Genomic DNA, 23,155 nt, shown 5'->3' with positions numbered 1-23,155 from the left:
GAGGCCCGAGCGGGGCCTGTCGCAGGGCTGCGCCCAGCCCGATCCATTGCGCTTCGCCGGGGCCGGCCGATGAGCCTCGTAGAGTTCCCCAGGGTCGATCTCCCCGGGACCGCCCCGCTCGATGCCGGGGGCGCCGCGGAGGGCGCACCGGTCACGCCGGCGCCCGGGCCGAACCCGACCCTCGTCCTCGTCGCGCTGGCCACGGGGGGATTCGCCATCGGAACCACCGAATTTGCCGCGATGAGCCTGCTGCCGGCCTTCGCGCCCGATCTCGGGATCGATGCCGCCACGGCGGGCCACGTCATCAGCGCCTACGCCCTCGGGGTGGTGGTGGGCGCACCCGTCATCGCGGTGCTGGCGGCCCGGATCGCGCGGCGCACCCTCCTCGTCACCCTGATGGTGCTGTTCGCCCTCGGCAACGGACTCTCGGCGCTGGCGCCGAGCTACCCGTGGCTGCTGGCCTTCCGCTTCCTCGCGGGCCTTCCGCACGGGGCCTATTTCGGGGTCGCGGCCCTGGTCGCCGCCTCCCTCGTGCCGCGCGAGCGTCGCTCGCAGGCGGTCTCGCGCGTGATCGCGGGCCTGACCGTCGCGACGGTGGTCGGCGTGCCGCTGGCCAACGGCATCGGCCAACTCGTCGGCTGGCGCTGGAGCTTCGGTCTCGTCGCCCTCCTCGCCTCGGGCACCGCGATCCTGGTGCGGATCCAGGCGCCGCTGGGTGAGCCGGCACGGGGTGCCAGCGCCCTGCGGGAGCTCGGCGCCCTTCGGCGCGGCCAGGTCTGGCTGACGCTGGCCACCGGCGCCATCGGCTTCGGCGGCCTGTTCTCGGTCTACACCTATCTCGCCTCGACGATGCTGGAGGTCACGCACGCGTCGCCGGGCGCGATCCCGCCGGTGCTCGCCCTGTTCGGCCTCGGCCTCACCGTCGGCAACCTCGTCTGCGCCTGGGCCGCCGACCGCGCACTGATGCCGGCGGCCGGGGCTACCCTGGTCTGGAGCGCCTGCGCGCTCGCCCTGTATCCGTTCGCCACCGGAAGCCTCTGGACCCTCGGACCGGTCGTCTTCCTGATCGGCTGCGGGGGCGGCCTCGCCACCATCCTGCAGACCCGCCTGATGGATGTCGCCGAGGATGCACAGACCCTGGCCGCCGCCCTCAACCACTCCGCCTTCAACGTCGCCAATGCCCTCGGGCCGTGGCTCGCCGGCCTCGCCCTCACGGCCGGGTTCGGCCTGCCCGCGACCGGCTGGGTCGGCGTCGCCCTGGCTCTCGGGGGCTTGGCCACCTGGGCCGCGTCGGTCCTCGCCGGACCCCGCGGTGGCGACCGGGCGGCCCCGGCAGGGCCGTGAGCGGGGAAGTGCCGTGTGGCCGACCAGGCGCCGCCGGGTTACCACGGCGGCGAAGCGGCCGACGCCTCGGCGTCCCGGGGCAGCGCATCGCAGAGGAACCGATATGGTCGGCATCATGATCCTGGATGCGCCCCGCTGTCACCTCGGCGAGGGTCCCTGCTACGATCCGCGCACCGACACCGCCTGGTGGGTCGACATCCTGGAGCGGCGCCTGTTCGCGGCGCCCCTCGCCGGGGGGACCGCCCGGTCCTACGCGTTGCCCGTCATGGCGAGCGCGGTCGCGGCCGTCGACGAGCGCCGCCAGCTCCTGGCGGCCGAGGACGGTCTCCATCTCCGCACGCTCGAGGACGGCGCGCTGACCCTCTTCTGCCCGCTGGAGGTCGAGGAGGCCGGCACCCGGTCCAACGACGGCCGGGTCCATCCCTGCGGCGCCCTCTGGATCAGCACCATGGGGCGCGACGCCGAGTCGGGGCGTGGCACGATCTACCACGTGGCCGGGACGCGCGTGACCCGCCTCTACGGCGGCCTCACGATCCCCAACGCCATCTGCTTCTCGCCCGACGGAGCGACCGCCTACTTCGCCGACACCGCGGCGGGGCTGCTTCAGCGCGTCGCCCTCGATCCCCGTACGGGCCTGCCGGCGGGCGAGCCCGCGACGCTCTACGATCATCGCGGCGGCGCGGGAGGGCTCGACGGGGCGGCGATCGACGCCGAGGGCCGGATCTGGTGCGCCCGCTGGGGGGCGTCCTGCCTCGACGCCTACAGCCCGGAGGGCGCGCGGCTTAAGACGATCCCCCTGCCGGTGACGCGTCCGTCCTGCCCGACCTTCGCCGGCCCCGGCCTCGACCACCTCCTCGTCACCAGCGCCTATGAGGGCATGACGCCGGAGGAGCGCGAAGCCGATCCGGAGCACGGGCGCACCCTGCTGGTACCCGTGGGCGTGCGTGGCCTCCTGGAGCCCGCTTTCCGGCTCTCCGCCTGAGACCAGCGGTCCCGGCGCCTCGCAGGTACCGGTCCGGCGGGGTGACGCGCGCCGGGTGCTTCGGATAAGGGAACCGACACGCGTCAGGGGCACACGAGGATCGAGCCGATGACCCCGTGGCGGCCGAGCCTGCGGGATACGCGCTGGCGGCTCATCTTCTTCACGCTGCTCTACCTCTACCAGGGCATCGTCGCCGGCTTCGCCCTCACGGCGCTCGCCAACCACTTCGCCGCCGCCGGTGCTTCCGCGACCGAGGTGGGCCGCCACCTCGCGATCGTCGGCCTGCCCTGGGTGCTGCAGCCGCTGCTCTGGGGGCCGCTGATCGATCGCCAGACGCCCTATCGCATGGGGCCGTATCGCCGATGGCTCGTCCTCGCCCTGGCCTGCGCGCAGGCGAGCCTCGCCGGCCTGCTCCTCCTCGGGGCCAGCCCAGGCCTGACGGCCGTCAGCCTCGTGCTGCTGCTGCACAGCCTGGCCGCCTCCCTCGCCGACACCGCCACCGACCGGATGATCGCGGGAAGCGTCCCGCCCGGCGAGCTGGGCCGCACCAGCGCCGGGACGCGGGCAGGCTTCGTCATCGGGAGCGCCGCCGGAACCGCGATCTTCGCCTGGATCCTCGACGCCGGCGGTTTCTTCGCGGCGACCGTCGCCCTCGTCTGCCTGACCACGCCGCCGGCGCTCACGGCTCTCCTCGTGCGCGAGGCGCCCGACGACCGGGTCTTCGCGCTGGAGTGGCGCGGTCCAAGGCGCCCGGCTGGCGCGTCGCGGACGGACGAGACGGTCTCCTTCGTGCGCCGGCTCGTCGCCGCCTTCCGGAGCCGGGACGCGGCGATCCTGCTGGCGCTGTGCTTCGCCGTCGACTTCGCCCTCGCGCTGTTCCAGGTGCCCTTCGGGGTCGCGCTGGTGCAGGTCCATGGCTGGGATGCGGGCGCCCTCTCGCGGCTGCAGGCGCTGCTGGCGCTCCTCGCCGGAACCCTCGGCGCGGCGGGCGTCGGCACCGCCGTCGATCGCGTCGGACCGGGGCCGGTCTTCCGCGCGCTCCTCCTCGCCTGCGCGCTGGCGTTCGCGGCCGCGGCCGGGTTGATCGGCGCCGGGCTCGAGGCCGCGACCGGTCCCGTCATCCTCGGCCTGGCCAGCGTCGTGCCGGCCCTCCTCTACGTCGCCCTGCTGCCGACCGTGCTCCTGGCGAGCCGCGCGGGACGCGCCTCCGCCACGCAGTTCCAGATCTACATGGCGGCGATGAACCTCGGCGACGTCGCCGGCTCGGCCCTCGCGGGCGGCCTCGCGGCGGCGGTGTCCCCGACCAGCGTCGCCCTCGGCGTCGCGGCGCTGTTCCTGGTTTGCGCCCGCGTCGTACGTGCGCCGGGCGCCGCCACACCCGCCGGATCCGACCGGCCGGGCTGATCGCGCTAGGGACAGGTCCGCCGGTTCGATGCGCCTTCGGCCGGGGTCGTCGGTACGATGGTGTACCGGGCGGAGCGATCATGCCGACGCCACCGCTTTCGCGCGGAGGATCTCCTGTCACGCCGGGGCAACGGAACGCGGCTTTCCGCGGCCGCCATGTCCTCCGGACTGGGGCGCACCGTGTCGCGACAGGAAGGATGATGCTAGACCGGAGGCGGTCCTGTCGGCCGGGCGATCCGCCCACGACGCGCGGCCAGGAGCCCCATCGTGCCGGATTTCGCTGGCGGTCCAGGCCTTTCCACTTTCGCGGACGCCGGCACCACCGCGCCGCAGAGGCGATTCGCGGTCGCCGTCGCGGCGGCCTTCGGGCTGCTGACGCTCGCGCTCCTGCCCATCGTGGCCGAGCCGGTCGGGGCGATGCCGGGCTTCGTTCCGAGTTATCAGGCCGCGCTGATCACGGTCTATGCCGTCACCACCTACCTGTTCTTCGCGCAATACCGGCGCACGCGCTCGGTTCCGCTCCTGGTCCTGGCCGCCGGCAGCCTCTACACGACCCAGATCGTCGCGATACAGCTCCTGAGCTTTCCCGGCATGTTCGGTCCGGGGCGCCTCGTCGGCGCCGGGCCTGACACCACCACCTGGCTCTGGACCTTGTGGCACATCGGACCGCCGCTCTTCGCCCTGCCCTACGCGATCATGGAAGGCGACCGGCGTCCCCGTCTCGTGCCGCATCCCCGTGTCGGTCGCGTCGGGATCCTGACGGCTCTGGCAGTCACCGTCGGTGTCGTCGCGTTGACCTGGCTCGTCACCGCGTATGTCGCGTACCTGCCGCGTAGCGTGGAGGGAGACAATTACTGGCTGCTGACCACCTCCGGGGTCGGTCCGACCGTGGTGCTCCTCACGGTGACGGCCCTCGCCACGCTGTGCTGGCGCACGCGCCTGCGCAGCGTGCTGCAGCTCTGGCTCGCGGTCTCGCTCCTCCTGCTGATCTTCGACAATGTCATCACCCTGCCGGGCGCCGCACGCGGCACGGTCGGCTGGTTCGCCGGGCGGCTGGAAGCCCTCGCGGCCGGCATCGTCGTCCTGGCCGTCTACCTGCGTGAGGTCGACGTGCTCTACGGCGCCGCCGAGGCCGCCGCGGTCCAGAGCGAACGCCAGCGCGCGGAGCTGGAGATCGCCCGCGACAACGTCACGGTCGCCCTCGAGGCGGCCGACATGGGCAACTGGACCCTCGACCTGAAGACGGGCGAGTCGGTGCGCACCCCGCGTCACGACCGGATCTTCGGCTACGACAGCCTGCTGCCGCGTTGGGGCCTCGCCGAATTCCTCGCCCACGTCGTCGCCGAGGACCGTTGCGCCGCCGAGGCCGCGCTGACGCGGGCGCAGGCGGAGACCACCCTCTGCTTCCAGTGCCGCATCACCCGGGCGGGCGACGGCGCCGAGCGCTGGATCGACGTCCGCGGGCGGCTCCGCCGCGACGCGGACGGCACGCCCGCCACCATGGCGGGCGTGGTGATCGATATCACCGACCGGCGCGAGGCCGAGCAGCGCCTGAGCCAGGCGCAGAAGATGGAGGCGATCGGCCAACTGACCGGCGGCGTCGCCCATGACTTCAACAACCTCCTCACGGTCATCGTTGGCAACCTCGACATGATCGTGCGCCGGCCCGACAACGCCCAGCGGGTCGAGCGGCTGGCGACCTCGGCGATGACGGCGGCCCGTCGTGGAGCCGAGGTCACCGAGAAGCTGCTGTCGTTCTCGCGCCGGCAGGTGCTGCGGCCCGAGACGGTGAATCCCAACCATCTGCTCAAGGACTTCCAGGGCCTGCTGCAGCGGGCCGTCGGCGAGACGGTCGGCCTCGTCCTCGACCTCGACGCGGCCCTCGATCCCGTGCGCCTCGACCCCGGTCAGTTCGAGAGCGCCATCCTCAACCTCGCGGTCAATGCCCGCGACGCCATGCCGGGCGGCGGCACCCTGACGATCCGGACCGAAAACCTCGCCGTCACCCCCGAGCGCCGGGCGGCCTGGCCGGACCTGACGCCCGGCGACTACGTCCGCGTCTCCGTCGGCGATACCGGCCTCGGCATGGATGCGGCCACCGCGGCCCGGGCGTTCGAGCCGTTCTTCACCACCAAGGATGTCGGCAAGGGCACCGGCCTCGGCCTGAGCCAGGTCTACGGCTTTGCCCGCCAGGGCGGGGGGCAGGTCCGGGTCGCGAGCGTGCCGGCCCAGGGCACCACGATCACCATCGACCTGCCGCGCTCGTCCCAGCCGGTGGCCGAGGCGCCGCGGGCGGACGCGCTTATCCCCTTGCGCCGGGCCGCGGAGGGCGAGGTCGTCCTCGTCGTCGAGGACGAGGCGGCGGTGCTGGAGATGGCCGTCGAGAGCCTGTCGGAGCTCGGCTACCGCACCTTGACCGCCACCCACGCGGCCGAGGCGCTCGAGCGCCTGAAAGGACCGGAGCGCATCGACATCATGTTCTCCGACGTGGTCATGCCCGGGGGCATGAACGGGGTCGAACTCGCGACCCACGCCCGCGCCCTGCGCACCGGGCTGCGGGTGCTGCTCGCCTCGGGCTATACCGGTTCCGCCCTCGGCGAGCAGGGCGTGCCCGTCGATCTGCCGCTCCTCAGCAAGCCCTACCGGCGCGAGGATCTCGCCGACAAGCTGCGGCTGGTGATGGGCGGGCGCTGACGCCCGTTCCCGCAGGTCAGGGCTTCGGCAGCATCCGGTCGCTGATGATCCGGCGCTGGATCTCGCTCGTCCCCTCGAAGATCGTGGTCAGGCGCGCGTCGCGCCAGTAGCGCTCCACCCGCCGCTCGGTGGTGTAGCCGTTGCCGCCATGCAGCTGCATCGCCTGGTTCGTCACCCGCACCGCCATCTCGGTGGCGACGAGCTTGACCATGGCCGACTCGCTCTCGGCCGGTTCGCCGGCATCGAGCAGGTGCGCCACCTGGTTCCAGAAGGCGCGGGCCTGCGCGACGTCGGCCGCCATGTCGGCGAGCGCGAAGCGCAGGGCCTGGAAGTCGCCGATCGGGTGGCCGAACTGCTCGCGCTCCTGCAGGTAGGCCTGGCAATCCTCGAGGGCCGCGCGGGCGACCCCGACCGCCCGGGCCGCCGTGTGGACCCGCGCGATGTTGAGCCCGCGCTGGACCGAGGCGAAGCCGCCGGAATCCGCGTCGGCGCCCTGGTCGCCGTAGAGGCCGGTCAGGCGATCGCTCTCCGGCACCCGCACCCCGTCGAGGTCGAGCTCGAAGGTGAGGAAGCCGTGATAGCCGATCTTGTCGATCACCCGGCCGGTCATGCCGGGCGGAAAGGTGCCCGGTTCCTTGACCACGAGGAAGGGTTCGAGCCCGGCCGAGCGCGGCTCGCCGGGTTCCGGATCGCGGGTCCGGGCCAGGACCTCGACGAAGTCGGCGGCCTTGGCGAAGCCCGCCCAGCGCTTGGTCCCGGTCAGCACCCAGGTGTCGCCCTCGCGCTCCGCCCGGGTCTGCACGCCTGCGAGGTCGGAGCCGGCGGTCGGCTCCGAGAGGGCGATGCCGCCGATCCATTGCCCCTTCGCCGACCTCTCCAGCAGAGCCTGCCGACGCTCCGGGTCGAGGGTCTGGGTGCCGAGACCCTGACCCCGCGCCAGGATGCTGCCCACCGAGAGCCAGGCCCGGGCGAGCTCCTCCGAGACGAGGCAATATTCGAACACGCCGAGGCCGAGGCCGCCCTGCTCGGCCGGGATGGTGATGCCGAACCAGCCCTTGGCGGCCATCTGGTCGATGAGGCTCCGGGGCATCTCCGCCTTCTGCGGATCGAGTTCGTCCGCCAGCGGCATCACGACGTCCCGGGCGAACTCCCGCGCTTCGGCCTGGAGCTTCGCCCGCGCCTCCGTGCGCCAGGGGCTCAGCAGCTCCGGCGGAATGGGTTCCATGCGCTCGCGCCCGGCCATGTCGTCCCCCCTTGTCGCCGGTCCGGCCTCGCCGGACCGGATCGTGCCTGTGCGGCAAGCTAGGGCGAACGCCGGCGATGTCGACCGGAGATTGCGCCGGCGCCCCGCGCGGCGCGGTACGGGAGTTCTCGCGGTCTGTTGTGGACTGCGCCCCCCGGGTCGCGTTGCGCCCTCCGTCCGATCCGCGTAACCAACCTCGCGGTGACGCGCGGAGCGGGGACGGCCAGGGGAGGAGACGTTTTGGAGGCGGACTCGCGGGGGTTGGACACGGGCTCGGCGCCCGCCGAAGTGCTGACCGTCTGCGACCGGGAGCCGATCCATCGCCTCGGGACGCTTCAGCCGCACGGCTTCCTCCTCGCGCTCCGGGACCCGGACGGCCGGATCGTGCAGGCCAGCGCGAACGTGCCGGGCGGCATCGAGGCCTGTCTCGGCCGACCCTGCGACGTGGCGTTTCCGGACCTCGAAGGCCTCTTCCCGGCCGACTCGGCCGAGCCCGAGCGCGACGGCGCGCAGTACCTGCGCACGGTCTCGCTGAGCACACCGGAGGGTCCCCTCGCCTACGACCTCGCGATCCATCGCTCGGGCGCTCTCACGATCCTGGAATTCGAGGCGGTGGCGAGCGTCTTCGCCTCCAACCATAGCCTCGACGCGCTCTATCCCCGCCTGAGCCGCTTCGTGGAGGGCCTGCACGAAGCCGCTTCCGTCGCCGAGCTGTGCCACCTCGTAGCCGTCGACATCCGCCACATCACCGGCTTCGACCGGACCCTGGTCTACCGCTTCGACCGGGACTGGCACGGCACCGTCATTGCCGAGGACGGCAACGGCGCCCTGCCCTCCTACCTCGACCTCCGCTTCCCCGCGACCGACATTCCGGCCCAGGCCCGCGAGCTCTACCGCCGGAACCGCCTGCGGATCATCCCGGATGCCGGGTACCGGCCGGTCCCGATCCTGCGGGAACCGGGCGAGGACGCGGAGCCCCTCGACCTCAGCCAGTCGATCCTGCGCAGCGTCTCGCCGGTCCATGTCGAGTACATGCGCAACATGGGCACGATGGCGTCGATGTCGGTCTCGATCCTCGTCGACGGCGCCCTGTGGGGCCTGATCTCCTGCCACAACGCCGCGCCGCGCCGCGTGCCGCTCCAGGCCCGCAACGCCTGCGACTTCCTCACCCGGATCTTCGCACTCCAGCTCGCCGCCAAGGAACGCGGCGCCGAGGCGGAGCAGCGCCTGCGCCTCGGGGCGATCCAGGCCCGGCTCCTCGGCTTCATGGCGGAGGAGGAGAACTTCCTCGACGGCCTGCTGAAGCATTCCGACGACGTCCTGGCCCTCGCCGGCGCTTCCGGCGCGGCGGTGATCACCTCCGACACCTGCCGGCTCCTCGGCACGACCCCTCGGGACGTGGAGGTGCGGGGGATCTACCAGTGGCTCTCCTCCGGGCCCGGCGGCGCCGACCTCGTCGCCACCGACGCGCTCAGCGAAGTCTATCCGCCGGCCCGCGCCTTCGCCGAGCAGGCGAGCGGCCTCCTGGCGATCTCGATCTCGCAGAAATATGCCAGCTACGTGCTCTGGTTCCGACCCGAGGTGGTCCGCACGGTGAAGTGGGGGGGCGACCCGACCAAGGCGGCGACCCCCGATCCGGCCGGCGGCCCCGAGCGGCTGCACCCCCGGCAATCCTTCGAGATCTGGAAGGAGACGCTGCAGAACCGCTCCCTGCCGTGGTCGCGGGCCGAGATCGAGTCGGTGAAGGATTTGCGCGCCTCCGTGCTCGGCATCGTGCTGCGGCGGGCCGAGGAGCTCGCCTCTCTGAGCGAGGAGCTGCAACGCTCCAACAAGGAGCTGGAGGCGTTCTCCTACTCGGTGAGCCACGACCTTCGCGCGCCCTTCCGGCATATCGTCGGCTACGCGGAGCTGCTGCGCTCACGCGAAGGCAGCCGCCTCTCCGACAAGGGCCGGCACTACATCAACACGATCGTCGAGGCGGCCTTCTCGGCGGGCACGCTCGTCGACAACCTGCTGCGATTCTCGCAGATGGGCCGCAATGCCCTGAATCCCGTCGCCGGTGACCTCAACGCCCTGGTGGAGGAGGTCCGCCGCTCGGTGATGCGCGAGGTCCCGCCCGAGCGGACGATCCGCTGGACCATCGGGTCGCTCGGAAAGGTGAATGCCGACCCGGTGATGCTCCGGCTCGTGATCGAGAACCTGCTGTCGAACGCGGTCAAGTACAGCCGTGACCGCGCGGAAGCGGTGATCGAGGTTGGCCGTCTCGACGGGCGCAGCCCCGGCCAGGCCCCGGACGGCGATGGGGCCGAGCAGGCCGTGTTCTTCGTGCGCGACAACGGGGTCGGCTTCGACATGGCCTATGTCGACAAGCTGTTCGGCGTGTTTCAGCGCCTGCACCGGGTCGAGGAGTTCGAGGGCACCGGCATCGGCCTTGCGAATGTCCGCCGCATCGTCGAGCGCCATGGCGGCCGAACCTGGGCCGAGGGTGCGATCGGGGCCGGGGCGACCTTCTACTTCACGCTGCCGACCCCGACGGCGGTGCCCAACCCGAATGCCGCGACCCGGACCCGGTCGCCGCGAAACCCGAGGGACGCGCGCTGAACCCATGCCGGACCTGAAGCCCATCCTCCTCGTCGAGGACAACCCGAACGACATCGAGCTCACCCTCGCGGCCTTGGAGAAGAGCCAGCTCGCCAATGAGATCGTGATCTGCCGCGACGGCGCCGAGGCCCTGGATTTCCTGCATCGGCGTGGCCTCTTCAAGGACCGCGACGCCCGCGATCCGGCGGTCGTGCTCCTCGACCTCAAGCTGCCCAAGGTGGACGGCCTCGAGGTGCTGGCTCAGGTCAAGGGAAACCTGCGCACCCGGGCGATCCCCGTGGTGATGCTGACCTCGTCGCGGGAGGAGACCGATCTCGTGCGCTCCTACGATCTCGGCGTGAACGCTTTCGTGGTCAAGCCCGTTGGGTTCACGGAATTCTTCGAGGCGATCCAGGATCTCGGCGTGTTCTGGGCGGTGCTCAACGAGCCGCCGCCGCACCGGGGAGGAGGTTGGCCATCGAACACGTGACGCAGCCCGAGCCCGATCAGGGATTGCAGGACGGAATCGGCTCCGCCCTGCTGAAGATCCTCCTCCTCGAAGACAGCGACCTCGACACGGAACTCCTCGGCGCGGTGCTCGACGACCTCGGGCACCGCTATACGATCGACCGCGTGATGACTGCGCCGGACTTCACCGCCGCGGCCGCCTCCTGCGCGCATCACCTCATCCTCGCCGACTACGTGCTGCCGACCTTCGACGGCCTGAGCGCCCTGGCGATCGCCCGCGCCCAATGCCCGGGCATCCCGTTCGTCTTCGTCTCGGGCACCCTCGGCGAGGACGTCGCGGTCGAGGCCCTGAAGCGGGGGGCCACCGACTACGTCACCAAGCAGCGCCTCGATCGCCTGCCCCGGACCATCATGCGTGCGCTGGCCGAGACGCGCGCCCATGCCGAACGCGAGCGTGCGCTCCAGGATCTGCGTGACCTCAACGCGACCCTCGAGGCGCGGGTCGAGGCGCGAACGAGCGACCTGGCCGCCGCCAATGCGGAACTGCACCGCCAGATCGCCGAGCGCGAGCGCGTCGAGGAGGCCCTGCGCCAGGCCCAACGCCTGGAGGCCGTGGGCCAGCTCACCAGCGGCGTCGCCCATGATTTCAACAACCTGCTGACGGTGATCTCCGGCAACATCGAGTTCCTGGAGCGCGCCGTCCCGGACGAGCGCTCGAAGCGCCGCCTCCAGATGATGCGCGGGGCCGCCGACCGGGGCGCCCGCCTCACGGCTCAGCTCCTCGCCTTCTCGCGCCGCCAGCGCCTCGAGCCGACGCCGGTGGAGCTGAATCAGACCGTCGCCTCCATGCGCGACCTGCTCCAGAGTTCGATCGGCGGCGCGGTGCGCATCGAGATGACGCTGCAGCCCGACCTGTGGTCGGCCCTCGTCGACGCCACCCAGATCGAGCTCGTGATCCTGAATCTCGCGATCAATGCCCGCGATGCGATGGCGGTGGGCGGCTGCCTCACGATCGAGACCGCCAACGTGGCCCTGGCCCAGGCGCCCGCCCGCCCGGAGGAGCCGGCGCCCGGCGAGTACGTGATGCTGGCGGTGAGCGATACCGGCAGCGGCATCGCGCCCGAGGTGCTGACCCGGGTGTTCGAGCCCTTCTTCACCACCAAGGCCGTCGACAAGGGCTCCGGTCTCGGGCTGGCCCAGGTCTACGGCTTCGTGAAGCAGTCGGGCGGCGGCGTCCGCATCGACACCAGGGTCGGCGAAGGCACCTCCGTGCGGATCTACCTGCCGCGGGCGGAGCTCGCTTCCCCCTCCGGTGAGGCTCCACGGCCCGTGATCGACGGCGCCGCCCTCCGGCACGCGGGAGACCGGCCCGTGGTCCTCGTGGTGGACGACGACAGCGCGGTACGCGAGATCACCACGACGATCCTGTCCGAGACCGGCTACCGCATCCGCGAGGCGGGCTCCGGCCTCGCTGCCCTCACCGCCCTGGAGGGCGATGCCTGCGTCGACCTGATCGTCCTGGATTTCGCCATGCCGGGCATGAACGGCGCCGAGGTGGCCTGCGAGATCCGGCGGCGCTGGCCGCACCTGCCGGTGATGTTCGTCACCGGCTACGCCGACACCGCCGCGCTGATGCAGGCGGGCGAGGTCGGCGCAGAGCGCATCGTCCAGAAGCCGTTCCAGGGCGGCGAACTGGAGCGCAAGGCTGCGGCGATCCTGGCCGGCGCGCCCGCCGACCGAGGTGGGCTTCGTCTCGTGGTCGGGCAGCGCAATTCCGCCTGATCGGCGGAACGCGATGCGCGCTCAGGGGGCGGAGCCGAGAACCGCCCGGGCGTCGCGCCACGGCATGCGCCCGTAGCGGTCGTTGTCGAGGGGGGCGAGTTGACCCCGGCCGCTCGACATGTCGCGCAGGTACTGCATGCCCTGCCAGGCCGGAAACACGGCATCGCTCGCCGGCGTCACCGCCCGTGCGACCCGGATCAGCAGCCCGAGCCGTCCGAGGCCACCGGCGCGCCACAGGCCGTAGGGCCGTCCGGTCAGGTCCGTCATGATCGCCGCCAGGGCGCGCGGCGTCACGGAGTCGCCGGCGATCCGCAGAATGCGCGGCGCCTCGGGATCGAGGGCCGCCGCCGCGGTGTAGCGCGCGACGTCGTCCTTGGCGGTGAAGTCGAGGGGCTGGTCGGCATCGCCCCAGTAGAGGATGCGCCGCGGCGTCCGCAAGACGATCGGCGCCTGCCCGGTGAGCAGGTCGGCGAAGGCGCCGTTGAGGATCGAGGTGGCGCGGATCGGCGTCCGGTCGACCCGGGCCATGAAGCTGCGCCGCAGGTCCAGGTTTCGGTTGTCGCCCAGGCGCGTGCGCGTGAAGTCGAGGGAGAAATCCGACGGAATGAAGCGCGGGACGCCGGCCGCGACCGCCGCGTCGAGCAGCCGGCCCTGTGCCTCCAGGATGACCGGCTCCAACCCGTTCAGGGCCGAGACCACGCAGGCGGCTCCCTCGCATGCGCGCCCGAGCGCGCCCGGATCTGCGTAGTCGACGGCGACCGGGATCACGCCGGGCGGGTGGCTCCGATCCGCTGCGCCGGCACGGACCAGGGCCCTGACCTCAGCGCCCTGCGCGACCAGAGCCGTCGCGATGCGGCCGCCGAGATCGCCTCCGATGCCGGAGAGCGCGATGGTTTCAGCGGAGGGACGGGTCGGATCCATGGGCGGCCGTGGTGCTCCTCGCGCCCGTCCCTGACAGGGAACGCCCGCGATGCCGCGTTGCCCTTAAGGTAGGGCCGACGCCCAAAAGTCCAGGCCTCGGCACGCGATCGGGCGCGGCCCTCAGAAGCCGATTGCCAGGATGGCGAGCGCGGCCAGCACCGCGCCGATGGCCGGACCCGCGACCGGGATCACGGCGTATCCCCAGTCCGAATCGCCCTTGCCAGCGATGGGCAGGACCGCGTGGGCGAGGCGGGGTCCGAGGTCGCGGGCCGGATTGATCGCGTAGCCCGTGGTGCCACCCAGCGACAGCCCGATGCTCCAGACCACCATGCCGACGAGGTAGGGCGCGAGTCCGGTGGGGATGGTGCCGGCCGCCCCCACGGTCCGCGACAGCAGCGCGCTGACGATGAGGATCAGCAGGAACGTGCCGACGATCTCGCTCAGCCAGTTCGCGCCGGACTGCCGGATCGCTGGATCGGTGCAGAAGCAGGCTCGCTTCGCCCCCTCGTCCTCGGTGACCGCCCAGTGCGGCAGGTAGTGCAGCCAGACCACGGTCGCCCCCAGGAAGGCGCCGATCATCTGCGCCGGCACGTAGACGACGAGCTTGGCCATGCTGCCGGAGGTGATCGCCGCCGCGATCGTCACCGCAGGGTTGATGTGCGCGTCGGGGCTGCCCGCCGCGGTCGCGACGAAGATCCCGGCCAGCACGGCGAAGGCCCAGCCGGCGGTGATCGCGATCCAGCCCGCCCCCTCCGCCTTCGATCCGCGCAACAATGTCCCGGCGACGACGCCGTTTCCGAGGATGATCAGCACCATCGTGCCCAGAAGCTCGCCCAGGAACGGCGACGTCATGGCATGTCCTCCGCAGTCTTTTCGCGTTTCTGGATCGATCGATGCCCGCGCGGGCGTCAGTCGTCCTGCATGTCCCAGTCGAAGGAGCGCGTGACCGCCCGGCCCCAGGCCGCGGTGATGCGCTGGCGCTGGGTCGCATCCATGTTCGGCTCCCAGCGGCGGTCGACGCCCCAGTTGCGCACGAGGTCGTCCGTGCTCTGCCAGTAGCCGGTCGCGAGGCCGGCGGCGTAGGCGGCCCCGAGCGCCGTGGTCTCCGTCACCTTCGGGCGCACCACCGGCACGTCCAGGATATCGGCCTGGAACTGCATCAGGGTCACGTTGGCCACCATGCCGCCATCCGAGCGCAGCTCGCGCACGGGGATGCCGGAATCCTTCTCCATCGCTTCCAGCACCTCGTGGGTCTGGAAGGCCGTCGCTTCCAGGCAGGCCCGGGCGATGTGGCCGCGATTGGCGTAGCGGGTGAGGCCGATGATCAGGCCGCGGGCGCCCTCGTTCCAATGGGGCGCGTAGAGGCCCGAGAAGGCGGGCACGAAGTAGACGCCGCCATTGTCCTCCACCGTCGTGGCGAGGCGCTCGACCTCGGCGCTGTCCTGGATCATGTGCAGGTTGTCCCGCAGCCACTGAACCAGGGCGCCCGTGATGGCGATCGAGCCTTCGAGGGCGTAGACCGCCGGCTGTCCGTCGAGCTTGTAGGCCAGCGTCGTCACGAGGCCGCAGGTCGAGGGCACGGGCGCCTCGCCGGTGTTCATCAGCGCGAAGCAGCCGGTGCCGTAGGTGTTCTTCGCTTCGCCGGGCTGGAAGCAGGTCTGTCCGAACAGGGCCGCCTGCTGGTCTCCCAGGATCCCGGCGATCGGCACGCCGGCGAAGGGCACCCGGGTCTCACCGTAGACCTGGGAGGACGAGACGATCTCCGGCAGCATCGCGCGCGGGATGCCGAACGTGGCGAGCATGCCGTCGTCCCAGGCCAGGGTCTCGAGGGACATGAGTTGCGTGCGGCTCGCATTGGTCACGTCGGTGAGGTGGAGCCCGCCGTCCGGGCCGCCGGTGAGGTTCCAGACCAGCCAGGTATCGATGTTGCCGAACAGGACGTCGCCGGCTTCCGCCTTCTCCCGCGCACCCTCCACATGGTCGAGGAGCCAGCGCAGCTTCAGACCCGAGAAGTAGCTCGCGAGCGGCAGGCCGGTCAGTGCCCGGAAGCGGTCGCGTCCACCGTCCCGCGCGAATTCGGTGACGAGGCGGTCGTTGCGGGTGTCCTGCCAGACGAGGGCGTTGTGGAGCGGGGTGCCGGTGCGCCGGTCCCATATCAGCGTGGTCTCGCGCTGGTTGGTGATGCCGATCGAGAGCAGGTCCTTCGGCGTCAGGCCGGCGGCCTCCAGGGCATCCTGCATGACGGCCTGGGTGTTGCGCCAGATCTCCATCGGATCGTGCTCGACATGGCCGGGACGCGGATAGACCTGCGCGTGCTCCCGCTGCTTGCAGGAGATGATGTGCCCTTCGCGATCGAAGACGATGAAGCGGCTGCTGGTAGTGCCCTGGTCAATGGCGCCGACGAACTGGGTCATGGCTGGCTTCCTCCCTTGGAAGGTTCGAAGGTCTCCGGGCCGGTCTTCGCGCCGGCTCCGGCCTATCTCGGGGTCGTCGGATTCAGGCGGCGTCGGCCTTGCGGGTCACGTAGGCGGCGAGGCGCGCGGCGCTCTCCGGGCTCGTGCGCAGGCCGAGCTTGGATCTGCGCCACAGGATGTCCTCGGCGGTCCGCACCCATTCGGCCCGAACGAGATAATCGACCTCGGCCGCCGTCAGACCGCCGTCGAAGGCCTCACCGAGATCCGCGAGGCGGCGGGCACCGCCGACGATGGTCCGCGCCTCGGTGCCGTAGGCCCGTGCGAGCCGTCGCGCGGTCTCTGCGGGGAGGAAGGGGGCGTCCCGGGAGAACTGCGCCAGGAAGGTCTCGAAATCCGCATCCGGCATGGCACCGCCCGGCAGGACCGCATAGCCGGTCCAGGCTTTCTTCAGCCCGGGGAAATGCGGCGCGATCTTCTCGATCGCGTGTTCGGCGAGACGCCGGTAGGTCGTGATCTTGCCGCCGAAGACCGAGAGCGCCGGGGCCTCTCCGCCGGCCTCGTCGAGGTCGAGTACGTAATCGCGCGTGACCGCCGAGGCATTGGCCGCCGCGTCGTCGTAGAGCGGTCGCACGCCCGAGTAGCTCCAGACCACGTCCTTCGGCCCGATCGACTTCGCGAACGAGCGGTTGATGCAGTCGCACAGGTAGCGCGTCTCCTCCTCGGAGATCGTTACCGGGCCGGGCGCGTTCTCATACGGCACGTCGGTGGTGCCGATCAGGGTGAAATCGTGCTCGTAGGGGATCGCGAAGATGATGCGCTTGTCGGGCTGCTGCAGGATGTAGGCTTGGTCGCCGTCGTAGAGCTTGCGGACGACGATGTGGCTGCCCTTGATCAGGCGCACGGCCGCGCGGCTGTTGACGCCGAGCGTCGTTCCCAGGGTCTCGCTGACCCAGGGGCCGGCCGCGTTCACGACCGCCCTCGCCCGAACGGTCTCGGTCCGACCCGTCGTGCCGTCGCGGAGCGTCGCCGTCCAGGTCCCGTCGATGCGGCGTGCCGTGTCCACGCCGGTGCGCGTTCGGATCTCGGCACCGCGCGCCCGCGCGTCCATGGCGTTCAGGACGACGAGACGGCTGTCCTCGACCCAGCAATCCGAATAGACGAAGCCCCTGCTGAGACGATCCTGCAGGGGGGCACCCATCGGGGATGTTCGCAAGCGAACCATTTTCGAGCCGGGCAGCGTGCGCAGACGCGCCAGGTGGTCGTACAGGAACAGGCCGATCCGAAGCATCCAGGCCGGCCGTAGGCCCTCGTCATGGGGCAGCACGAAGCGCAGTGGCCAGATGATGTGCGGAGCCAGGCGCAGCAGGCGCTCCCGCTCGGCCAAGGCCTCGCGCACGAGGCGGAACTCGTAGTATTCCAGGTAGCGCAGGCCGCCGTGGATGAGCTTGGTACTGGAGGACGAGGTGAACTCCGCCAGATCCCCGCGTTCGCAGAGCAGCACCGACAGGCCGCGCCCGGCCGCGTCGCGGGCGATGCCCGTGCCGTTGATGCCGCCGCCGATGACGAGCAGATCGTAGGGGGCGTCCACCGCCCGCAGGGTCGATACTGTCGTCATGATTCGCCTCCCGCTCCGGCCGAGGGCCGGTCAGGCAGAATATTGCCTCATGTTAAGATGTTCGCAAGCGAAAATTTTCAGGTTCGTTTTGGATTGTCCTGATCCGTCACCGCGAGGCTGACGCCGTGGCGTTCCATCAGGGCGACGATCTCTGGCGGCGGCATCCGATCGGTGAAGACCGTGTCGATCTGCTCGAGACGCCCCACCTCGACCATCGGGCGGCGGGTGAATTTGGTATGGTCGGCCACCAGGAAGGTTCGGCGGGCGTGCTGGAGGATGGTCTGGGTCGCGCGCACCTCCTCGTAGTCGTAGTCGAGCAGCGCGCCGTCGGCGTCGATCCCGCTGATCCCGATGACCGCGACGTCGACCCGGAACTGGCTGAGGGTGTCGCAGGTGAGCTGGCCCAGCACGGCGCCGTCGCGATTGCGCATGGTGCCGCCCGCCACCACGATGCGGAAGGCGGTCGTCGCCGCCAGGCCGATGGCGACGTTGAGGTTGTTGGTGATGATGCTGAGGTCGTCGTGGTGCACGAGTTCGCGCGCCACCGCCTCCGTGGTCGTGCCGATGTTGAGGAACACTGAGCAATGCGAGGGGATGCGGCTCGCGGCCAGGCGCCCGATCTGCGTCTTCTCGGGCAGTAGGGTGGCCCGCCGGTCGGCATAGTCGATGTTCTCGACGCTGGATGGAAGGCCGCCGCCGCCGCGGTAGCGCTCCAGACGTCCTTCCGCACTGAGTTCGTTGAGGTCGCGCCGGATCGTCTGGACGGTCACGCCGAACTGACTCGCCAGCGCCTCGATCGTCATGAAGCCGCGCTGGCGCACCGCCGCGACGATGGCGAGGCGGCGCGACTCCACCGCGGAGGCTTCGGCGCGCTCCGTCGCCTTTCGCTCGAAGCCACCCCGTTCGGGCAGACGCGTCATGCCAGATCCTGCCGGAATCCTGCGCGATCGGCGCCTCGCCCTGTCGCGCCGCACCGTTCAAATCATGTTCGAGCGTACAGCGCTATTTTCGGAAATGAAATACGGAAAGGTCGGGCATCGAGACCCATCCCCACCTGTCGCGAACCGGTCCGAACCCGGCGCGTGGACTGGGCGGCGCAGCACGGGACCGCTCACGGTTCGCGGAGCCAGGCTCTCAGGGCTTCGGCGACTGCCTCGGGCTGTTCGATCGGTGTCATGTGCCCCGCGCCCGGCACGATCACGAGGCGGGCACCCGGCGCGAGCGCGGCCATCTCCCGGTGCATCGCGGGCGGCGTCACGGCATCGCTCGCGCCGCACAGGACGAGGAGCGGGCAGGTCAGGCTCCGCAGCGTCTCGCTTCCGTCGCGCCGCACGATGGCGTTCTGGCGGAGGAAGACCTCCGCGCCGAGCCGCTCGGTCATCCCTCGGATGCGGGCGACGATCGCCGCGTCGTCGAGATGCGCCGGGTCGAGATAGGTCGCCAGCAGCCGATCGCCGAAGCCGTGGAAGCGGCCGGGAATGCGGACGGCCTTGTCGAGGGCGCGGCGCGTGGCGGCGCGGTCCTGCCCGTCGGGCCGGATCGAGGTATCGAGCAGGGCGAGCCGCGTGACCCGCTCCGGCGCGCGCCGGACGATCTCCTGCGCCACGTATCCGCCCAGCGAGAAGCCGGCCAGGGCAAAGGTCTCCGGCGCCTCGGCGAGAACCGATTCCGCCAACGCGTCGAGCGTCTCCCCGCGCGTCAGGTCGGCGACGGTGCAGGCCGCGATGTCGGCCAGGACCGCGACCTGATCACGAAACAGGTCCGCGTCGTTGAGGAGGCCGGGCAGGAGCACGAGCGGAATCATGGAAGCCTCGCAAAGACCCTCGCCCGTCACCGGCCGGCCTCGGGGTCGACCGGGCAGCACCGGCGCGCATCGCGATGCCTTGAGCGGGGCGGTCATCCAGGCTCATAGAACGGGACACCGTCCGAAACCACCGAGGTCAGACCCATGATCGGCGACAGCGCGTGACGCCATCGACCGTACCGCCTTCCACCGCGCACCGTGCTCCGACGCTCGCCGGCAACGCCGCCCTCGGCTTCACCCAGATCATCCTGTGGGGCGGCTCGTTCTTCCTGATGGCGGTGCTGGCCGATCCGATCGTCCAGTCGACCGGCTGGCCGCAGGGGGTCGTGGTGGGTGCCCTGTCGCTGGCGATCCTCGTCTCGGGCCTGTGCTCGCCCTGGGTGGGGCGCAGGATCCGGAGCCATGGCGGACGGTCCGTTCTCATCGCCGGCTCCCTGATCATCGCGCTCGGCCAGGTGGTGATGGCGCTGGCGCCGAACCTGCCGGTCTTCCTGCTCGCCTGGGTGATCATCGGCCTGGGCATGGGCGGCGCCCTCTACGATCCGCTCTTCGCCGCCATCGGGCAGGCCTACGGCGCCTCGGCGCGGGGCGCGATGACCCAGATCGCGATCGCCTCCGGCTTCGCCATCACCCTGTGCTGGCCGGCGTCGAGCGGCCTCGTGGGATGGGTCGGCTGGCGCGGCACCTGTCTCGTCTATGCGGCCCTGGCTACCCTCGTCGTGGTCCCGCTCTTCGCATTCGCCCTCCCGGCCGGGGCCCGGTCCCTGCCGGTGCCGCCCGCGCCGTCCGGGGCCACCCCCTTGAACGTCCCGACCGGCCGGGGACCGCTTCCCGGCGAACGCATCCTCGCCGTCACCTTCACGAGCGCGGCCGTGCTGATGACGGCCGTCTCCGTGCAATTGCTGCTGCTGCTCCAGGCCAAGGGCGTCGCGGCGAGCGCGGCCGTGGCCCTCAGCGCCCTGATCGGCCCTTCGCAGGTCGGCGCCCGCATCATCGAACTCCTGTTCGGCCGGAGGGCGCATCCCGCCTGGGCGCTGCTCGTCTCGAGCGGAAGCGTCGGCCTGGGTCTGCTGCTGCTCGCCACCGCCCCCGGCTTTGCCTGGCTGGCGATCGTGCTCTACGGCGCCGGCAACGGGATGCGCACGGTGGTGCGCGGAACCCTGCCCCTCGCACTCTACGGCCAGCACGATTACGCGGCCGTGATGGGGCGCCTCGCCCTGATGCCCCTGCTCGGACAGGCGGCGACGCCACTGGTCTGCGGCTATGTCGGCGCCTGGTTCGGACTCGATTCCCTGCTCGAGCTGATGCTGGCCATCGCGGCGCTCAACATCGCTCTCTCGATCACGGTCGCCCACCGGGCGCTGCGGATCTCCGCCGCCTGACCGCTCGGCCAGGCACGGTGGCATGGCGACCCCGGTTGGGCTCGAACCAACGACCTGCCGCTTAGAAGGCGGCTGCTCTATCCAGCTGAGCTACGGAGTCGGGGGTGCCGTCGCCGGTAAAAGGCATGGGTCCCGCCTGGGGTCAAGCCTCTCGACCCCGGCACAGCGCCACCTCATCGCGGGCGTTCTCCGGCCCGGCGCGGGAAGCGCGAATCGCGAGACCATTCCCGGCGGCGCAAAAATTTTGTCAGGTGCTGTCGGCTGAAGGTCGCCGCGTGCGTCCTGTGAGGAGAAGGAATTGCCATGCTCTATGCCATCCTCTGCTACAAGGACGAGGACGTCGTCAGCGCCTGGAGCGCCGACGAGGACGCCGCCGTCATGGCGCGGCTCGGGCCGGTGCACGAGCGGCTCGCGAACCAGGGCAAGCTCGGGCCATCCCTGCGCCTTCTGCCGACCACCGCCGCCACGACCCTGCGCAAGGCGAGCGACCCGCCCCTCGTCATCGACGGCCCCTTCGCGGAGACCAAGGAGCAACTGCTCGGCTTCTACGTCGTCGACGTGGCGGACCTCGACGAGGCGCTGGCGATCGCCCGCGATCTCGCCGCCGCCAATCCGGGTGGCGCCTACGAACTGCGTCCCGTTCTCCTGTACAATCCGGATCCGCGGGACGCGGCGAGGACGGGCGGATGAGTGCGTCCGGCCCCGACGCGGCCTGGATCGCCGCGTCCGTCTCCGCGGCGCGTCCGCGGGTCCTGGCCGCCCTGCTGCGGGTCTTCCGCGACCTCGACGCGGCCGAGGAAGCCGTCCAGGACGCGACCCTTCGCGCCCTGCGGACCTGGCCCCGCACCGGGCCGCCGCGGGACGTCGCGGCCTGGCTGATCCTCGTCGGCCGCAATGCCGGCCTCGACGGCAAGCGCCGGACCGCCCGGCTCGCGCCCCTGCCTCCGGAGGACGCGCTGTCGGACCTCGACGACGCCGAGGTGCCCCTGGTCGAGGCGCTCGATTCCGACTCCTACCGCGACGATCTCCTGCGCCTGCTCTTCATCTGCTGCCATCCCGAGCTGCCGGCGACGCAGCAGATCGCCCTCGCCCTGCGGGTCGTCTCGGGCCTGAGCGTGACACGCATCGCCCGCGCCTTCCTCGTCAGCGAGGTCGCGATGGAGCAGCGCATCACCCGGGCCAAGGCGCGCATCGCCCGCAGCGACGTGCCCTACGAGGCTCCCGGTGCGGTGGAGCGCGTCGAGAGGCTCGCGGCGGTCGCGGCGATGCTCTACCTCGTCTTCAACGCCGGCTATTCGGCGGCCAGCGGCGCGGAGCGGGCGGGGCTCTGCGGAGGCCATCCGTCTCGCCCGCCTGCTGCTGCGCCTGTTCGGCACCGACCCGGAGGTGATGGGGCTCCTCGCCCTGATGCTCCTGCAGCATACCCGAACGCCGGCACGCTTCGATGCGCAAGGCGGGATCGTCCTCCTCGACGACCAGGATCGCGCCCTCTGGCGCGTCCCGATGATCGCGGAAGGGCTGGCCCTCGTCGACAAGGCGATCCGGCATCGGAGTCCGGGCCCCTACCAGATCCAGGCGGCGATCGCCGCCCTCCATGCCCGCGCGCGGCGTCCCGAGGAGACCGACTGGTCCGGGATCGCCGCCCTCTACGAAGCGCTGGAGCGGCTGCAGCCCTCGCCGGTCGTGAGCCTGAACCGGGCAGCGGCCGTCGGGAGGGCCGCCGGACCCGAGGCCGGTCTCGCCCTGGCGGACCCCCTGGCGCGGCCGCTCGATGGCTACTTCTACTTCCATGGCCTGCGCGGCGCCCTTCTCCTGAAACTCGGACGGTCCGCGGAGGCGCGCGAGGCGATGGGCCGGGCGATCGCGCTGGCCGGTACGCCGGCCGAGGCCGCGCAGATCCGTGCGGAACTCGACCGCCTGAGCCTCCCGGCGCCCTGAACGCCGCGGCGCTTGAAAAAAAATCGTCGTCCCTGTCGGATACCGCTCCGCTCACGCGTCCTTGCGACGAGGCCGTGCGATCGGCACGGGACCGTGCCGGGAACGGTGTCGGGCGGCCCGAGAGGAGAGGACCACGATGAGCAGCACGAACCAATCCGAGCCGCCGACCCCGGCCCCCGTGAAGAGCGGTCTGGTGCCCTACCTGACCGTCGCGGGCGCCATGAAGGCGGCGGAGTTCTACGTCCGGGCCTTCGGGGCCGAGATCGCCACCGCGATGCCCGTCGACGACCAGGGCCGCACCATGCACGTCCACCTCCACCTCAATGGCGCCTCGCTGATGCTGAGCGACGCCTTTCCCGAGCATGGACATTCCCTCCAGCCGCCGCAGGCCTTCACCCTGATGCTGATGGTCGACGACATCGACGCGCGTTACGCGCGGGCCGTCGAGGCGGGCGCGGTCGCGGTGATGCCGCCGGCCGACATGTTCTGGGGCGACCGCTACGGCCAGCTGCGCGATCCCTTCGGGGTCCTCTGGGCGATGAACCAGCAGAAGCGCTGACCGCCTCTCACCCCCTCCGCAACGT

At 71.3% G+C, this 23,155-nt stretch carries 17 protein-coding genes, 1 tRNA gene and 1 pseudogene; 11 read left to right on the top strand and 8 right to left on the bottom strand.

Annotated elements, in window-relative coordinates:
• Window positions 1-69: 69 nt before the first annotated feature.
• The 4 genes from ASF49_RS13685 to ASF49_RS13670 all read left to right on the top strand — a co-directional run bounded on the left by ASF49_RS13685 (window position 70) and on the right by ASF49_RS13670 (window position 6,424).
• On the top strand, window positions 70-1,344 hold the full coding sequence (locus tag ASF49_RS13685) for an MFS transporter (protein ID WP_082511265.1): 1,275 nt from the start codon (window positions 70-72) through the stop codon (window positions 1,342-1,344).
• Between the two features lie 103 nt (window positions 1,345-1,447).
• Entirely contained in the window at window positions 1,448-2,326 is an 879-nt protein-coding gene (locus ASF49_RS13680; RefSeq protein ID WP_056473636.1) for an SMP-30/gluconolactonase/LRE family protein, read from the top strand.
• A gap of 108 nt (window positions 2,327-2,434) precedes the next feature.
• Window positions 2,435-3,730: an MFS transporter gene (locus ASF49_RS13675; protein WP_082511263.1), complete on the top strand. Its 1,296-nt coding sequence runs from the start codon at window positions 2,435-2,437 to the stop codon at window positions 3,728-3,730.
• A gap of 267 nt (window positions 3,731-3,997) precedes the next feature.
• A complete protein-coding gene (locus ASF49_RS13670; RefSeq protein ID WP_056473633.1) occupies window positions 3,998-6,424 on the top strand; it encodes an MASE4 domain-containing protein in 2,427 nt (808 codons plus the stop codon).
• Between the two features lie 16 nt (window positions 6,425-6,440).
• Here the strand turns inward: ASF49_RS13670 and ASF49_RS13665 are convergent, their stop codons facing one another.
• Window positions 6,441-7,649: an acyl-CoA dehydrogenase family protein gene (locus tag ASF49_RS13665; RefSeq protein WP_431739886.1), complete on the bottom strand. Its 1,209-nt coding sequence runs from the start codon at window positions 7,647-7,649 to the stop codon at window positions 6,441-6,443.
• Window positions 7,650-7,928: 279 nt separating this feature from the next.
• On the opposite strand from ASF49_RS13665, the gene ASF49_RS13660 reads away from it, so the two are divergent.
• From ASF49_RS13660 to ASF49_RS13650, 3 genes are read left to right on the top strand one after another with little or no spacing between them, the layout of a single operon-like run.
• On the top strand, window positions 7,929-10,268 hold the full coding sequence (locus ASF49_RS13660) for an ATP-binding protein (RefSeq protein ID WP_082511261.1): 2,340 nt from the start codon (window positions 7,929-7,931) through the stop codon (window positions 10,266-10,268).
• 4 nt (window positions 10,269-10,272) lie between these two features.
• Complete coding sequence (locus tag ASF49_RS13655) at window positions 10,273-10,737, top strand: response regulator (RefSeq protein ID WP_056473629.1); 465 nt, start codon at window positions 10,273-10,275, stop codon at window positions 10,735-10,737.
• Entirely contained in the window at window positions 10,719-12,497 is a 1,779-nt protein-coding gene (locus tag ASF49_RS13650; protein WP_431739887.1) for a response regulator, read from the top strand. Before ASF49_RS13655 ends, ASF49_RS13650 begins: the two co-directional genes overlap by 19 nt.
• Before the next feature lie 21 nt (window positions 12,498-12,518).
• On the opposite strand, the gene ASF49_RS13645 is transcribed toward ASF49_RS13650, so the two are convergent.
• From ASF49_RS13645 to ASF49_RS13620, 6 genes are all read right to left on the bottom strand, one after another.
• On the bottom strand, window positions 12,519-13,418 hold the full coding sequence (locus ASF49_RS13645; RefSeq protein ID WP_056473626.1) for an NmrA family NAD(P)-binding protein: 900 nt from the start codon (window positions 13,416-13,418) through the stop codon (window positions 12,519-12,521).
• A 120-nt stretch (window positions 13,419-13,538) separates the two neighbouring features.
• A complete protein-coding gene (locus ASF49_RS13640; protein ID WP_056473624.1) occupies window positions 13,539-14,270 on the bottom strand; it encodes an MIP/aquaporin family protein in 732 nt (243 codons plus the stop codon).
• Window positions 14,271-14,326: 56 nt separating this feature from the next.
• Window positions 14,327-15,832 carry a glycerol kinase GlpK gene (gene glpK / locus ASF49_RS13635; protein ID WP_056473621.1) on the bottom strand — a complete coding sequence of 502 codons (1,506 nt, stop codon included), beginning with the start codon at window positions 15,830-15,832 and terminating at the stop codon, window positions 14,327-14,329.
• An 82-nt stretch (window positions 15,833-15,914) separates the two neighbouring features.
• A complete protein-coding gene (glpD, locus tag ASF49_RS13630; RefSeq protein ID WP_156653043.1) occupies window positions 15,915-17,420 on the bottom strand; it encodes a glycerol-3-phosphate dehydrogenase in 1,506 nt (501 codons plus the stop codon).
• Between the two features lie 104 nt (window positions 17,421-17,524).
• Window positions 17,525-18,367 (bottom strand): DeoR/GlpR family DNA-binding transcription regulator, encoded by an 843-nt coding sequence (locus ASF49_RS13625; protein ID WP_056473617.1) that lies wholly within the window; start codon window positions 18,365-18,367, stop codon window positions 17,525-17,527.
• 191 nt (window positions 18,368-18,558) lie between these two features.
• Window positions 18,559-19,347, bottom strand: coding sequence for an alpha/beta fold hydrolase (locus tag ASF49_RS13620; RefSeq protein ID WP_082511257.1), 789 nt, complete (start codon window positions 19,345-19,347; stop codon window positions 18,559-18,561).
• Between the two features lie 65 nt (window positions 19,348-19,412).
• Here ASF49_RS13620 and ASF49_RS13615 point away from each other — a divergent pair, with 65 nt between their 5' ends.
• Window positions 19,413-20,633 carry an MFS transporter gene (locus ASF49_RS13615; RefSeq protein ID WP_056473613.1) on the top strand — a complete coding sequence of 407 codons (1,221 nt, stop codon included), beginning with the start codon at window positions 19,413-19,415 and terminating at the stop codon, window positions 20,631-20,633.
• Between the two features lie 23 nt (window positions 20,634-20,656).
• On the opposite strand, the gene ASF49_RS13610 is transcribed toward ASF49_RS13615, so the two are convergent.
• Window positions 20,657-20,733, bottom strand: a tRNA-Arg gene (locus ASF49_RS13610).
• 203 nt (window positions 20,734-20,936) lie between these two features.
• On the opposite strand from ASF49_RS13610, the gene ASF49_RS13605 reads away from it, so the two are divergent.
• From ASF49_RS13605 to ASF49_RS13595, 3 genes and pseudogenes are all read left to right on the top strand, one after another.
• On the top strand, window positions 20,937-21,323 hold the full coding sequence (locus tag ASF49_RS13605) for a YciI family protein (protein ID WP_056473611.1): 387 nt from the start codon (window positions 20,937-20,939) through the stop codon (window positions 21,321-21,323).
• Window positions 21,320-22,571 (top strand): annotated as a pseudogene (locus ASF49_RS13600) (RNA polymerase sigma factor). The gene ASF49_RS13605 and the pseudogene ASF49_RS13600 overlap by 4 nt, the downstream one beginning before the upstream one ends.
• A gap of 136 nt (window positions 22,572-22,707) precedes the next feature.
• Window positions 22,708-23,130: a VOC family protein gene (locus tag ASF49_RS13595; protein WP_056473607.1), complete on the top strand. Its 423-nt coding sequence runs from the start codon at window positions 22,708-22,710 to the stop codon at window positions 23,128-23,130.
• The last annotated feature ends 25 nt before the right edge of the window (window positions 23,131-23,155 follow it).

Origin of the sequence: Methylobacterium sp. Leaf104, from assembly GCF_001422885.1 — a bacterium.
Classification (GTDB): domain Bacteria; phylum Pseudomonadota; class Alphaproteobacteria; order Rhizobiales; family Beijerinckiaceae; genus Methylobacterium.
The sequence above is the reverse complement of the archived record's forward strand: the minus strand, read 5'-3'. Positions and strand labels throughout refer to the sequence as shown.

Coding starts and splice junctions, on each gene's coding strand:
- ASF49_RS13685 (WP_082511265.1), top strand. CDS start 70: ATGAGCCTCGTAGAGTTCCCCAGGGTCGATCTCCCCGGGACCGCCCCG.
- ASF49_RS13680 (WP_056473636.1), top strand. CDS start 1,448: ATGGTCGGCATCATGATCCTGGATGCGCCCCGCTGTCACCTCGGCGAG.
- ASF49_RS13675 (WP_082511263.1), top strand. CDS start 2,435: ATGACCCCGTGGCGGCCGAGCCTGCGGGATACGCGCTGGCGGCTCATC.
- ASF49_RS13665 (WP_431739886.1), bottom strand. CDS start 7,649: ATGGAACCCATTCCGCCGGAGCTGCTGAGCCCCTGGCGCACGGAGGCG.
- ASF49_RS13655 (WP_056473629.1), top strand. CDS start 10,273: ATGCCGGACCTGAAGCCCATCCTCCTCGTCGAGGACAACCCGAACGAC.
- ASF49_RS13645 (WP_056473626.1), bottom strand. CDS start 13,418: ATGGATCCGACCCGTCCCTCCGCTGAAACCATCGCGCTCTCCGGCATC.
- ASF49_RS13640 (WP_056473624.1), bottom strand. CDS start 14,270: ATGACGTCGCCGTTCCTGGGCGAGCTTCTGGGCACGATGGTGCTGATC.
- glpK (WP_056473621.1), bottom strand. CDS start 15,832: ATGACCCAGTTCGTCGGCGCCATTGACCAGGGCACTACCAGCAGCCGC.
- ASF49_RS13625 (WP_056473617.1), bottom strand. CDS start 18,367: ATGACGCGTCTGCCCGAACGGGGTGGCTTCGAGCGAAAGGCGACGGAG.
- ASF49_RS13620 (WP_082511257.1), bottom strand. CDS start 19,347: ATGACCGCCCCGCTCAAGGCATCGCGATGCGCGCCGGTGCTGCCCGGT.
- ASF49_RS13605 (WP_056473611.1), top strand. CDS start 20,937: ATGCTCTATGCCATCCTCTGCTACAAGGACGAGGACGTCGTCAGCGCC.
- ASF49_RS13595 (WP_056473607.1), top strand. CDS start 22,708: ATGAGCAGCACGAACCAATCCGAGCCGCCGACCCCGGCCCCCGTGAAG.